A 14243-nucleotide genomic window follows, 5' to 3' on the forward strand; every position below is an offset into this window, starting at 1 on the left:
ATTATGATTTCACTTGACGCATATCAAGTTTTGGACCAGTCGAGGCAGCTACCTCCTCGACAGTGAACCCTTCAAACACTTCAATTAGCCTCAGCCCGTTATCCGTCACATCAATCACTGCTCTTTCCGTGATTATCCTGTCAACGACGCCTTTTCCCGTTAACGGAAGAGTGCAACCGCTTACAATTTTAGGCTCACCGTTTTTTGACACATGCTCCATGATGACAATGATTTTTCCCGCCCCATGAACCAGGTCCATCGCACCTCCCATACCCTTGATCATTTTACCCGGGATCATCCAGTTTGCCAGATCTCCGTATTCAGAGACTTCCATTCCGCCAAGGATTGCTACATCGACATGCCCTCCGCGAATCATTGCAAAGGATTCCGCAGAGTCAAAATAAGAAGCACCCTGGATGGCTGTGACGGTTTCTTTTCCAGCATTGATAAGATCGGGATCGACCTCTGCTTCTCCCGGATAGGGCCCGATTCCCAATAAAGCATTTTCCGATTGAAGAACAACCTGTTTATTCTTTGCAATATAATTGGCAACCATGGTCGGCATGCCGATTCCCAGATTCACATAATCCCCGTCATTGATTTCCTGTTCTGCCCTCCTGGCAATTCTCTCCCTTATTGCTGCCTTATCCACTGTCTTCACCTCCTCACACACTGACGGTTCTTTTTTCGATTTTCTTTTCCTGTTTGGCTTCGATCAATCTTTGGACATAGATTCCTGGTGTGTGCACCGTATCCGGATCGATTTTTCCTATTTCCGCGAGGTTTTCCACCTCTGCGATCGTCACCTTTCCGGCAGCTGCAGCCATCGGATTAAAATTCCTCGCCGTTTTATTGTAGACAAGGTTCCCCGCAAGATCCCCCATCACTGCCCTGACAAGGCTGAAATCTGCTGTCAATGCCTCTTCAAGCACATATTCCTTTCCGTTGAAGACCCTCGTTTCCTTTCCTTCTGCAATGGGAGTCCCTACTCCAGCCGGTGTGAAGAATGCCGGAATGCCGGCACCGCCCGCCCGCAGTTTTTCCGCCAGTGTCCCCTGCGGCACCAGTTCCACGTCGAGCTCACCTGATAAAACCTGTCTTTCAAACTCTTTGTTTTCCCCGACATAGGAGCCAATCATCTTTTTGATCTGTCTTTTTTGAAGAAGCAGGCCAAGTCCCCAATCATCCACTCCGCAGTTGTTGGAAATGATGGTCAGATCTTTCACATTCTTTTCAACCAGGGCAAGTATCAAATTTTCCGGAATGCCGACAAGGCCGAACCCTCCGACTGCAAGGGTCATACCATCCGTTATCCCGTCAACAGCCTCGAGTGCCTGGCTGTATATTTTTTTCATCCTGACAACTCCCTTCTTTTAAAAATTATCCTCACTTTCCTTTACGCAAGAACTGTGCCAACTTTTAAACCTTGATATACTTCATGTTGGCTTGTCCCCCTTTCCAGAAATCCGGACAATTCCAGAAGCGCTTTAATCTAAAAGTTGCTAAAATGTTCACATTTATCTGAAGAAATAAAAAAAGTCCGGAAAACTGGACGATTTTCCAGAATTCCGGACGCTTTATTCAATTTCATATTTATTTATTTTTTCATATAGGCTTGATTTGCTGATTCCCAGTGTTTTAGCAGCGGACCGCCTGTCACTGTGCTTTTTCAGCGTTTCAATAATGACCTTTTTCTCCGTTTCCTCTAAAATTTCCCTCAATGATTTTTCAGCAAATTTATAGGAATCATCACCCTTTATATAGGCTGGGAGGGAATCCACTGTGATCCTCTCATCAGAGGTGAAGTACGTGGAGGCTTCTATCACGTTTTCGAGTTCACGGATATTCCCCGGCCAGCTGTACCGGTAAAACATATCGAGCACTTCCGGTTCCAGCCCATTCAACCGCTTGCCGGATTTCTCAGCGGACTTGTCCATGAATGTCCTTGCCAAAGCCGGGATGTCCTCCACCCTTTCCCGCAGCGGCGGGACGCTGAACGGAATCACGTTAATCCGGTAATAAAGATCTTCCCGGAACCGCTTTTCCTCGATCATTTTCTCCAGCGGGCGGTTGGTTGCGGCAATGATCCTGACATCCACTTTTTCTGTTTCAGTAGCGCCGACAGGTTCCACTTCCCCATCCTGGAGGACGCGGAGCAGCTTGGCCTGCATATTCAAGGGCATGTCGCCGATTTCATCAAGAAATAAAGTGCCTTTGTCGGCCAACTGGAATTTCCCTTTCTTTCCGCCTTTACGCGCTCCGGTGAATGCTCCTTCTTCATATCCGAATAACTCCGACTCAAGAAGCTGTTCGGGGATGGCTGCACAGTTCACTTTGATGAAAGGCTGCTGGCTCCTCTCGCTCAATTGATGAATACTGTGGGCAAATAATTCCTTCCCCGTTCCGCTTTCCCCTCTGATCAGAACGGAAATATCACTGGGCGCGATGGTCTGCACCTTGTTCTTCAGTTCGTCGAGGCTGCGGCTGGCGCCGTATATATCCGTCAAGGTATACTTCGCTCCATTGTCGATATCCTGTATGTAGCTTTGCATTTTGGACAGAAGGTTCTTTACATGGGAACTCATCTGCTTCCATTCGCTGGTGTCCCGGAAAAACACGGACCCAAAGGCACCGGCAGTTTGGCCATTGACCACTATCGGAATCCGGTTGGCAATCATATAGTTGCCCCGGATGTACTGGAGGTCGGCGATTTCCTCTTTACCTGTTCTGGCAACGATGTGCATCCTTGTGTTTTCGATGACTTCCGTTACATGGGTGCCGATCGCCTGGTCCCTGTCGACTTCCAGAAACTCACAATAACTCCGGTTGATATAAAGGATCCGGCCGGTATCGTCCACTACCACCAGCCACTCAAATGCATTCTCCAAAATCGTCTCGATCATATCTATCGATACATGCCCCAACAAGCTCTTCATAAAGATGCTCCCCTATCAAAAAATTCTGCCATTTTTAACCCTATCTTAACACAATGGCAGACTGATGAGGAATGGCGCTTCACCGCTTTAAAGCACTGGGGGACAGTCCCTCATCGCTTTAAAGCGCTAAACAAAATGCAGACCCGGTCATCCCGGCTCTGCATTTTGTTCATTAATGAATCGGTTCATCCCACTCTGTCCGTGGAAATCGTTTCACCTGGTATGGAACGATGCTGTAAGTGGCTGACAAACCAAGTGATCACACCTGCTGCAAACAAGTAACCTGCAAGCGTCCAGCACTGTACCTGCAGCTCTGACCAGTCTCCGAGCGTGATTACATCCTGAAGTCCCTGTAGTGAGTGGGCCATCGGCAGAAACTGCCCGACCTTGCTCAAGAATGGGAAGCTTAATTCTCCCGGGAAAGTCCCTCCGCAAGTAGCCAATTGAAAGACGAGCAGCGTGACTGCAAGGAATTTCCCCAGCAATCCAAAGACGGTAATCAGCATCAAGATCAATGTCATGAACGTAAACGAAATAATGATGCTGGATAAGATAAACAGCGGGACACTGGCCACATCGAGTTGGAAGGCCAGCAGCACCACTGCATCCACGATCAACGCCTGGATCAGCCCAATTGTATACACAAGTCCAAGTTTGTTCAGAAAATGATGCGTTCCATTGGCAAGAGGCTTTTCCCGTTTACCAAGCGGTAAAATGTTCGCGGCCATAATGCCCCCTACAAAGAAAGCCAGTGATAAAAAGTAAGGAGCAATCCCCGCCCCATAATTAGGAACTTCTGAATAGTTGGATTCAACTAGCTTCACAGGCTCCGAGAACATGGCCGTCAGTTCATCATCCTGCTGGACGGCTGCCGTTTCTTCAGCAGCAACCTTCAGCTTTCGTGACAATTCCCCTGATCCTTCAGTAAGCTGAGCTAGTCCATCTGTCAATGATACAGAACCAGACTGTAAAGGATCGGTTTCTTTTCGCAGTTCTTCCAATCCTGTTTTCAGGGAAGTAATCCCTCTGTTCCATTCAGCAAATCCATCAGATAAACCATCTGTACCTTCGGATAGCTTGCTGGCACTTTCAGCTGCAGTAACCATTTTTCCTGAGAGGGTTTTTATCCCTTGTACAATTCCAGCCTGTCCAGCAGAAATCTTCTCAGCTCCACTGCCCAACTGTATTTCAGCTGATTCCATCTCTTTTCCTGCATCTGCAAGTCCAGAAGATAGGGCTGTTATTTTTTGAAAACCGGGATCATCCTTCAGTTCAGGATGATTCTCTGCAAACTGTTGAAGCTGTGTCTTTAAGGCTTCCTGGCTCGAATTGACTTCTGTTTGTTTCTGGATCAAGCTTTGATTCCCGGTGGACCAGCGTTCTGAGCCCTCGGCCGCCTCTACTGCACCTTTTTCTAGCGCAGCTGTTCCTTGTGACAGTTCACTCATGCCCGCAGCCAATGCTGCTGCCCCACGGTTCACCTGGTCAAAGCCGGCGGCCAACTCTTGTCCGCTTTCCGATAATCTTTTACTTCCTTCCTGCGCTTTTCCTACTCCATTTGCGAATTTCAGCAGTCCATCAGTGACCTTCACACTGCCCTCCCTCGCATCGGCAACCCCTTGATGAAGCATGTCCGCTCCCTCGCCTGCTTCACTCATTCCTTTCGATACATCCTGGAATTTGGAAAGCACTCCTTCCGCATAGGATTTTGTGACGGAGGCGGAGATTTTCGTTTTCATTTTTTCCACAGCCGTGGAACTGATTTGGGACGCTACAAAGTTTTTGCCTGGATTGGTTGTATACAATAATTTTGCAGGCCGGCGCTCCTCCTCCATTAAAGTGCCAATATTAGCTGAAAAATCCTTTGGGATGGTAATCACCATATAGTACTTACCATTTTCAAGGCCCTGTTCCGCATTTTCTGCTGCAACAAACCGATAGTCCAGATCCTTGTTCTCTTTCAGATTGGCAACGAAATCATCACCGGCTTGAATGGGCTTTTCATCCATTATCGACCCTTCATCCATATTCACGACTGCAACGGGAAGTTCATCAACACGACCGTACGGATCCCAATATCCTGATAAAAATAGTCCTGAATAAATAAGCGGCACGAGTGCTAAGAATATGAGCGCAATCCTGCCATGCTTATGCTTCCACATTGCTGTCAGGTCCTGCCTGATTAACTGTAATCCTTTCATACTAAAATCCTTTCTTTTTTAGATTGTATTCAACATAAAATTCAGCTTCTTGAAAATTTCCAAGCTCCAGATTTTCTCTGGGATTCTAAAGTGACAAGGGAGCACTCTCTTGCTTACATAAATTGTTCAGCTGATACAATCTATTTTTAAAACTGCCCTGTTAAAAATTCACCAATATTTCTATACTAATGAAAGATGTTTATAATGTATAATATATATTTATCTATCCATTGATAGTTTTAAGTCTATAAAAAGGAGGCTTCCATGGAATTATTACAGCTGAAATATTTTCAAGTCGTAGCAAAACACGAACATATGACAGTGGCTGCAAAGGAACTCCAAATTGCACAGCCCTCCTTAAGTAAAACCATATCGAGGCTCGAGGAAGATCTCGGGGTGCCTTTATTTGAAAGAGAGAACCGGCGGATACGTCTGAATGCTTATGGAAAACTTTTTTTAGAGCGAGTGGAGAAGATATTTACAGAATTGCATGAAGGAAAAAGAGAATTGCTCGACCTGGCCGGCACCAATGATAAGAACATTACCCTTGCTGTGTCGATTTCAAGGCTGCTTCCCTCCTTGATTAAATCATTTCAGGATGAGTATCCTGATGTACGTTTCCAACAATTCCTGGAGTCCACTTCCTCCATGAAAGCAGAACTCGAACAAGGCAGAATTGATTTCTGCATATCCTCCCTGCCAGTGGAAGGAGAGGAGATCGTATGGGAGCCCCTGATGACAGAAGAAATCTGCCTCATTGTTCCGCCGGCTCACCGTTTTTCGGACCGATCCGCCATAGCTCTTCATGAGGTTAAGAGTGACGCCTTCATCAGTATGAATACCGGCTTTGGCTTCCGGGATTTAACTGACAGGATTTGCAAAGAAGCCGGGTTTCAGCCTTACGTAGCTTTCGAAGGGGACGAGCCAGGGGTCATAGGAGAACTGGTCACCCAGGGACTGGGCATAGCTTTTATCCCGGAAATTGCCTTAATGCACCAAAAAGACCGATTTCCCCATAAGCTCCGGATCACCACCCCTGATTGCAAAAGGACAATCGGAATCGGCTGGTCAAAAAGACGGTACCTCTCGCCAACCGCTATCCAATTTAGAGAGTTTGTAAAATGCTATTTTGAAGAAGTTTCATACAGACTGGAGACAGAAAGAAGATAAATATCGCTTCTTTCATCCTCTAAAGTGGTGGGGGACAGTCCCTCACTTCATTAACGCATTAACGCGCCGGGGGACAGTCCCCCGGCGCGTTAATGTGTTAAAGCCTTCAATTATCCTGCTGGCAGTTTCATTTTATCCTTAAAAGCCGAAAAGTAGCCACGGACTGATTCTATGGTTTTGCCATTTTGTTTTCGCTGCGGGGTATCCAGGCCGGCAGGTGAAGGTGCTGCTTCCTCCAATGCACCGTCCTGATTCCCCTCCATCAACTCAGGGGAATAAATTCTCCCCCCGTCGAGTATCAACCGGATGGAGGATACAAACTCCTCGCTGGAACTGTCTTTAGGCAGATAGCCTCTGACATCCATGTTAATGATTTTTTCAAAATAACCTTTTTCCGGGAAAGTGCTCAGGATCAGAAGCTTACAGCCCGCTGTCCTTAATTCCTCGGAAAAACCCTCTTTTGAATGCATAACAGTATCCATCAGACAAATATCCGGCTGAAGCTTCTCGACAAGAGTCAGTATTTCTTTCCTTTCACTTGACTGTCCGACAACTTCCATATCATCTTCGAGGTTGAGCAGGGATCCAATGATACCGAGTAAAAATTCCTGGTCCTCTGCTATCACTATGCGAATCATGTGTATTCTCTCCTTATCGGCTTTCCTAAGCAAAGGCTCTCTTCCGGCAGCAGGAAGAGAGCCAACAAGAATCCGGACTATTAAATCTCTGGTTTCGCCTCTGCGGTGAGACGGCGGTTGTCTGCTGCAGACTTGATGCCTTTCCTGAAACTGACGAAGGTCTTTTTCTCTTCATCCCATAATCGGAAACGAAGGGACTGAAGGCTTGTCATAAGAGTAATCGTCGGTACATGCTGCAACGCCTCAGTGTTTGCATGGGCATCTTCCAATCGGTAGTTCGGCACCCTCGGGCTCAGATGGTGAATATGATGATAACCGATATTCCCTGTCAAAAATTGCAGGATTTTTGGCAGCTTGTAAAAAGAACTTCCCTCAACAGCCGCAAGTACATATTGCCATTCGCTATTCTCTTCAAAATAAGAATCCTCAAAGGTATGCTGAACATAGAACAGCCAAATCCCTGCAGAACCGGAAATCATGAAGATGGTTCCCTGTACAAGAAGGAACGGTTTCCATCCCAATGTTATGCCAAGCAAAGCAATCAGGGCGACGATGATGATATTAACCAGATAGGTGTTATTGCGTTCTTTCTTGCGGGCATTCTTCCTGTTAAACCTGTTTTTAAGCAAAAATACATAAATCGGTCCGAGAATGAACATAACGAACGGACTGCGATAAAGGCGGTACGCCAAACGCTGTTTCAAAGGTGCTTCAGCATACTCCTTAACGGTAAGTGTCCAGATGTCCCCTGTTCCGCGTTTGTCCAAATTCCCGCTTGTAGCATGATGGACTGTATGGTCGTGACCCCATTGGTCAAAGGGGAACAAAGATAAGACGCCGATCAAGGTACCAAAAATACGGTTGGCGCGTCTGCTTTTAAAGAATGAATAGTGTGTGCAGTCATGGAAGATAATGAAGCTTCTGACCAAGAACCCTGCAGCGAACACCATTGGAATGAGAGCCAGCCAATAAGAAACAGAAAGGCTCTGATAAGCTAAAATCCACAATAAAATGAACGGTCCCAACGTATTGATGACCTGCCAAACACTTTCCTTCATCGTTGATTTTTCATAAGGGGCGATTTCTTTTTTTAAGGTTTTCAGGTTTGTCATTTAGTAGAATTCCCTTCGTTTGTTGATGATTTCATTATAGTAAGATAAACCATCATGGGTAAGTAGTAGATGTCATATGAGAGATATGACATTTGTCATATCGGGGAGGTAAACCCTTGCCGCTGCTGGGTTTTGGAGGATAAAATAATCTCAATTATTTTTCTTGGACGGATATTTCTTGCACGTTTAATGGTTATTTCCTCGGCAGAATCCCTTTTTTTAGTGCATTAACGCTTTAAAGCAGCCGGGGACAGTCCCCGGCTGCTTTAAAGTGTTAATGTACTAAAACTTCTCTTTCTTTCATCCAGATCATGATGTCATGGGCGGTTCGGGGCTGGGAGAAATAGTAGCCTTGTATGAGTGGATTTTCAGACATCGAATTCACAAATTCAACCTGTTCCCTTGTTTCAATTCCTTCAATAACGACCTTCAGGTTCAGGGAGTCACATAAAGTGATGATCGCCCGCAGAACAGAAGAGTTCTTCTCATTCTCCGGGACTCCCGCCACAAATGATTTATCAATTTTAATAGTGGCTATGGGAAGCTGCCTCAAATAGGATAATGAAGATAGCCCCGTTCCAAAGTCGTCCAGTGCAACAGAGAAACCAAGGTCACGAAAATTGCGGACCGCAATGATGGCATTCTCAATATCATTTATGACGCTTGTTTCGGTGACTTCAAGCTCTATGAGCCGGCTGTCAATTTTATATTTTGAAATTGTATAATTCAGGACCCCCAATAAGCTTGGCGAAGTCACATACGGTCCGGGGATATTGATTGAAACTTGATGCAGGGGCATTCCAACCTGCTGCCACTGGAAAATCTGCCTGCACACCTTCTCAATCACCCAATCGGTCACATCAAAAATCTTTCCATTAGCTTCTAATATAGGGATGAACACGCCAGGGGAAATCATGCCGTGCTCCGGATGACCCCAGCGCAATAATGCTTCCATTCCCTCAATCTCCCGAGTTACCGGATGAATCTTGGGCTGATACACCACAAAGAGTTCGTTTTCTTTTAACCCTTTGTCAATATCCCTGATAAGCTGCCTTTCCAAGCTGTATGTGTGGATGACGGGATCATATTCGACCAGTGCATGGTTATATGCAAGGTCAGGGTGCTGAAGAACAGCCATACCCTGGGAGAAAAGTTCCCGCGCTTCCTGACTTTCATCTGAATGGGAAACAGCACAAACCATGTCAATCAAGACATGATGATTTCCTGCTTTCATCGGACGCTTCATAGCGGACATCAGTTTTTCCAATACTTCCTTGGATTTATCAATCTTTTTTTCACCCAGAAACAGGATCGCAAACCGATTCCCCTCAATCCGATAGACCTTGGTATCTGCAGGAAGATGCAGCTGAATAAGATCTCTTATTGCTTCAATGATGCTGTCGCCAAAGACATACCCCTGGGCATTCGTCCACTTTTCCATATTATGAATATGAAGGACAGCTAAAGATTTCACTTCTCCAATGGTCAGTTGATCCTTTTCGAACTGGCGCTGATTGGGAAACCGTGTAAGGGAATCGAAATAGTTCAAACGGTAATCTACATAACGGTCCAGCAAACTCGTCAAGCCGGAGAGAAGCAGGAGGATAGCTATCCCTGTAGTGATTGAAATGATGAGGAGCGGCATATCCATATGCATGTTATGGGAGTGGCTTGAAACCGGTACATATGAATAAAACATCACAGCTGCCATTCCCGTATAATGCATGCTTGTAATTGCGAGCCCCATGACCACAGAGGTGCCGATCTTAATGAGCAGATTCCCCATATATTTTTGTAATCTGGAAAAAATAAATAATGCAACATATGATACGACTATAGCAATTCCAATGGAGGCAAGGAAAATCCACGGCCTGTAGACATAGTCTGCATCCATGATCATGGCGTCCATTCCGATATAATGCATCGCAGAGATTCCAAGTCCCATAATGATCCCTGCGATAAGATTGGACCAATGGGCTACGCTCCTCTTATTGGCAAAATAAAAAGCTAAATAGGAGGCAAAAACAGCCGGAACTATGGACAACACTGTCATCGGGATATTGTAGCTCATCGATACAGGTATCATAAAAGCGCTCATACCGATAAAATGCATGGACCAAATACCGAGCCCCATTGCCACCGAGGCCAATATCAGCCAAAAATTACGTGAAAAAAAGCTTGTCTGCTGCATCCTCTGATTCATGGACAGTGCCGTAAAAGATGCACAACAAGCGATAACAACGGAAAGTAAGACAATCCAAAGGGAGTATTCACCTTCGAGCAAATAGATTGTTTCTGTATCTGGCAAAGAGAATTTCATATCTTAACCTACTTTTCTTTAAAAGAGATGGACTACTCCTTTAATATCGGTCAAAACCAGCAAACCTTTATCGAGTTACTTTACCCCTTTAAAGCATTGAGGGACAGTCCCCCGTCGCTTTAACGCGTCACCGTATGTGGGGACTGTCCCCGGCCGCTTTAAAGCGCTAAAGGATCCCGAACATAAAGAAATCCTGCCCTGTTGGCAGCAGGGCAGGATTTCACTTTCCAAATTGTCAGGTGCCGCAAAATGTTTGATAGGGTTCATCCGGGTCAGGCGGCAGCTTGGCATATTCCTCTTGCCCGGGAGAATGTGCATAAGGCTCGATGAGGACATCAAGCAGCCTCTCCATGACGCTATAATCCCCTTCTTCAACGGCAGCCTCCAAGGCCTCTTCCACACGGAAATTCCGCGGGATCACGGCAGGATTGTTTTTCTTCATCAATTCATGTGCTTCTTCTGCCGTCTCATCCTGCCTTTCCTGTCTTTCCTTCCAAATGGCATACCATCTGTCGAATTCAGGTTTCCCGTACAAGTCGGTTTTCTCAGGCTGATCAAATGTGAGTGCAGCAAAAGTATTCGTATAATCCGCACCATACTCATGCATCTTACTCAACAGAATATCAATCAGCTCTTTATCCTGCGCTTCCTCATTAAACAATCCCAGTTTGGCTCTCATTCCAGCCATCCATTCTGAATGGAAGCGTTTAGGAAACTCTGATATCGCTTCCTGTGCCATCTTCAAGCCCGTTTCTTCATCTTCATGAAGAAGCGGCAGCAATGTTTCCGCAAACCTTGCCAAATTCCAGCCTGCGATAGGCGGCTGATTTCCATAAGCATAACGGCCCTGTCTGTCGATTGAACTGAAAACCGTGGAAGGATCAAAGGCATCCATGAATGCACATGGGCCATAGTCGATCGTCTCTCCGCTGATCGCCATATTATCCGTATTCATCACACCATGGATGAACCCGACCATCTGCCATTGGGAGATCAGCTTCGCCTGCCTGCTGATGACTTCTTCCAACAATGATAAGTAAGGATTTTCCTCCTCCTCAAGCTCTGGATAATGCCTTTCAATCGTATAATCAGCCAGCGCTTTCAGGTCTTCCTTTTCGGTAAAATTGGCAGCAAATTGAAAGGTTCCAACCCTGATATGACTTTGGGCAGCACGGACAAGGACCGCGCCAGGCAGATCCGTTTCCCTGATGATCCCTTCGCCCGTGGTGACGACAGCCAGACTGCGGGTAGTCGGGATTCCGAGTGCATCCATCGCTTCACTGATGATATACTCCCTGAGCATAGGTCCGAGAGCTGCCCTTCCATCCCCTCCGCGGGAATAAGGTGTTCTTCCAGCGCCTTTCAGTTGGATATCAACTCTCTCCCCTTGAGGAGTGATCTGTTCACCAAGAAGCACTGCTCTGCCGTCCCCAAGCATGTTGAAATGGCCGAACTGATGTCCCGCATATGCCTGTGCAATGGGTTCAGACCCTTCAGGCAGCTCATTCCCAGCAAACACTTCGGCTGCATTTTTTACTATATCAACATCTAGTCCCAGCTCCTCGGCAACCTCGACATTAAGGACGACTAATTCAGGCGATTCCACAGGAGAAGGCTTCTGGACTGAAAAGAAAGAGCCGGGCAGACGGCTATAGCTGTTATCCAAGTTCCATCCAGCCTGCTTTGATTTATTAGAGTTTGTCATACAATCTTCCTTTATCAATGTGACTTTGCTTCCATCTTAACATAGCTGCTTCTATTTTCTGTTTTTGCCTGTTTATTATACTTTCGCATCCAGATATATACTTTAGCGCATTAACGCAAGTGGGGACTGTCCCCACTTGCGTTAATGCGCTAAAGCACCCTCTCCCCTTCGATTGGAAATAATTTTCAGCAGGGATTGCGATTTCGCGGAATGACTCGGGGTATATATGTACTAAATCTTTCAAAGGAGGAATCAATTTGGAACACATCAAAGCAATAGCCATTAAGTTTGTCATGATTGCCGTTGTGTTAGGAATTATTCTTACCGGGATATTCGGAGTCGAAGTTTCCGACATGCTTATCGTTAGTGTTGTATTGACACTTGGCGCTTATGTACTAGGAGATTTAATGGTATTCAAGCGGATGAACGGCGAACAGAAGAAACGCAATACAGTTGCAACCCTTGCTGATGCCGGACTGGCTTTTGTTATCCTCTGGTTCATGGGTATAGCAATGTTCCCGGATCAAAATGTGGTTCTCGCTTCCCTGGTTTCAGCCGTCGTTCTGGCAGCAGGTGAATGGTTCTTCCATAAATATCTCGACCATTCCGTTTTCAATGAGAATAGATTGTATCACTCCAATCCCGTTCATAACAATTGATTTTCAATAAAAATCACTAACAAACATACACTCCAAAGCAAAGCACAGGGTTCCACTCCCCTGTGCTTTTTTATTTTCATAGTTTTTTTATAAAAGTGGTTTAGATCCTTATTTTTACAGGAATATTATGCTAATATGAGCAGGGATAATTACCCATCTATTTGAAAAAACAGGTTACTTAAGGAGGAGCATAATGAGGTTAGGAAAAGTAATAGAAGGTTTTCTGTGGACGGATATCGGTTTATCCGCGGTGCTGATCGCCAATATACTCATAGTGAATATAGCAGGGGCGGGGGAAGCCTTCCTTCTGTTCGATGCACTAATTTCACTTATTTTAGGAATGGTTTCCATTACTTATACCATTTTGTATCTTGTTTGGTTATTTAAAATACACAAACATCTGCAACAAGTGGATTCCTCCTATCCCATCACACCCGGCGGAGCATTGGCCCGTGTGATGATACCGCTCTACAATCTGTATGGAATCTGGAACGTCTATTCTACAATGGCACGTTATTTTAAAGACAGGTTTTCTACAAATAACCTGGGTGCGCGCCTGGCTGGATTTGTTCCGGTCTTATACCTTCTGATTTTTCCTACCTCCATCCTCAACACTGTTCTATCCGGGCAGCCTGCGGAACAGTCCTACAGTACATGGTGGTTCATCTCCTATATAGGGGACATCGCATTGGTGATTATGTATATTCTGATTGTAAAAACAGTCTCCGCTGGGTTAAAGAAGCTTTCAACCGGAATGGCGAATGACCCTGTCGGCCAGACAAGCCTTCCACAGTAAATGGATGTAAAAAACCTTGCCCCCGGCCAGTCCAGACAGGCTAAAAATGACGAGGCAGGGCTTGGTGCTGAAGTTCATAAATTTCTTAAAAAATAAAACCCGCTGCCTTCTCATTTCCAAAGGCAGCGGGTTCTTCTTATGAGTGGATATAACCATTATTTTTCTTAATAACATCCTTCGCCAGCGGGTAGTCCCCTTCCTCCACCTGGAACTCCACAATATGCGGTTCATGGTGGTCTTCGTTAAAAGTATCCTCCCTGCTGAATGTATCCCTGATCAGGTCCCACAGGTTTCTGTTTGATTGAGGGACCTTTTCCACCATTACATCTCTGACCTTCATAGTTTGCAGGCTTGCTTTCGCATCCTCCGCTTCGTTCTCATTCCTGAAATGGGCTTCGACTCTTTGCATACTCATTATCTCTCCTAACGTATTGAACTTATTTCTATTACATTTACCTTTTTGAGGGGATTTGAAACGGCTGCAGTGATTATTATTATTGAAAAGTGCCAGTTTGTTATTGGCAGGGAGAGGGTTTGTGGAGGATTCGGACTCTTTTTATTTGGTTTCCGCGCTTTCTGTCCGAATCCACTCCTGATTCGGACTCTTTTCCCCTGACGCCAGCCAATTCTGTCCGAATCCACCCCTGATTCGGACTCTTTCCCCTGACGCCAGCCAATTCTGTCCGAATCCACCCCTGATTCGGAC

The 14243-nt window shown here is 45.7% G+C and carries 12 protein-coding genes; 3 read left to right on the forward strand and 9 right to left on the reverse strand.

The annotated features are described in order from the left end of the window. Position 1: 1 nt before the first annotated feature. The 4 genes from D3H55_RS21890 to D3H55_RS21905 all read right to left on the reverse strand — a co-directional run bounded on the left by D3H55_RS21890 (position 2) and on the right by D3H55_RS21905 (position 5137). Positions 2-652, reverse strand: a complete 651-nt coding sequence (locus tag D3H55_RS21890) for a 3-oxoacid CoA-transferase subunit B (RefSeq protein ID WP_119549445.1) — start codon at positions 650-652, stop codon at positions 2-4. Between the two features lie 13 nt (positions 653-665). Then, entirely contained in the window at positions 666-1355 is a 690-nt protein-coding gene (locus D3H55_RS21895) for a CoA transferase subunit A (RefSeq protein ID WP_119549446.1), read from the reverse strand. Positions 1356-1577: 222 nt separating this feature from the next. Continuing rightward, complete coding sequence (locus D3H55_RS21900; RefSeq protein ID WP_119549447.1) at positions 1578-2936, reverse strand: sigma-54 interaction domain-containing protein; 1359 nt, start codon at positions 2934-2936, stop codon at positions 1578-1580. Positions 2937-3121: 185 nt separating this feature from the next. Then, positions 3122-5137, reverse strand: coding sequence for a YhgE/Pip family protein (locus D3H55_RS21905; RefSeq protein WP_119549448.1), 2016 nt, complete (start codon positions 5135-5137; stop codon positions 3122-3124). 264 nt (positions 5138-5401) lie between these two features. Between D3H55_RS21905 and D3H55_RS21910 the strand changes: the two genes are divergently transcribed. Continuing rightward, complete coding sequence (locus D3H55_RS21910) at positions 5402-6307, forward strand: LysR substrate-binding domain-containing protein (protein ID WP_119549449.1); 906 nt, start codon at positions 5402-5404, stop codon at positions 6305-6307. Positions 6308-6417: 110 nt separating this feature from the next. Here the strand turns inward: D3H55_RS21910 and D3H55_RS21915 are convergent, their stop codons facing one another. The 4 genes from D3H55_RS21915 to D3H55_RS21930 all read right to left on the reverse strand — a co-directional run bounded on the left by D3H55_RS21915 (position 6418) and on the right by D3H55_RS21930 (position 12082). Next, positions 6418-6945 (reverse strand): response regulator, encoded by a 528-nt coding sequence (locus D3H55_RS21915; RefSeq protein ID WP_119549450.1) that lies wholly within the window; start codon positions 6943-6945, stop codon positions 6418-6420. A gap of 80 nt (positions 6946-7025) precedes the next feature. After that, on the reverse strand, positions 7026-8057 hold the full coding sequence (desA, locus tag D3H55_RS21920; RefSeq protein WP_119549451.1) for a Delta(5) desaturase DesA: 1032 nt from the start codon (positions 8055-8057) through the stop codon (positions 7026-7028). 274 nt (positions 8058-8331) lie between these two features. After that, positions 8332-10365 (reverse strand): bifunctional diguanylate cyclase/phosphodiesterase, encoded by a 2034-nt coding sequence (locus D3H55_RS21925; RefSeq protein WP_168413219.1) that lies wholly within the window; start codon positions 10363-10365, stop codon positions 8332-8334. A 247-nt stretch (positions 10366-10612) separates the two neighbouring features. After that, complete coding sequence (locus tag D3H55_RS21930) at positions 10613-12082, reverse strand: protein adenylyltransferase SelO (RefSeq protein ID WP_119549453.1); 1470 nt, start codon at positions 12080-12082, stop codon at positions 10613-10615. A gap of 257 nt (positions 12083-12339) precedes the next feature. On the opposite strand from D3H55_RS21930, the gene D3H55_RS21940 reads away from it, so the two are divergent. Together D3H55_RS21940 and D3H55_RS21945 are read left to right on the forward strand one after the other, a co-directional pair. Next, positions 12340-12741, forward strand: coding sequence for a YndM family protein (locus tag D3H55_RS21940; protein WP_119549455.1), 402 nt, complete (start codon positions 12340-12342; stop codon positions 12739-12741). Positions 12742-12934: 193 nt separating this feature from the next. After that, positions 12935-13537: a hypothetical protein gene (locus tag D3H55_RS21945; protein WP_119549456.1), complete on the forward strand. Its 603-nt coding sequence runs from the start codon at positions 12935-12937 to the stop codon at positions 13535-13537. A 136-nt stretch (positions 13538-13673) separates the two neighbouring features. Here the strand turns inward: D3H55_RS21945 and D3H55_RS21950 are convergent, their stop codons facing one another. Beyond that, positions 13674-13946, reverse strand: coding sequence for a hypothetical protein (locus tag D3H55_RS21950; protein ID WP_119549457.1), 273 nt, complete (start codon positions 13944-13946; stop codon positions 13674-13676). Positions 13947-14243 lie beyond the last annotated feature (297 nt).

This window comes from Bacillus salacetis (assembly GCF_003581585.1).
Classification (GTDB): domain Bacteria; phylum Bacillota; class Bacilli; order Bacillales; family Bacillaceae_B; genus Rossellomorea; species Rossellomorea salacetis.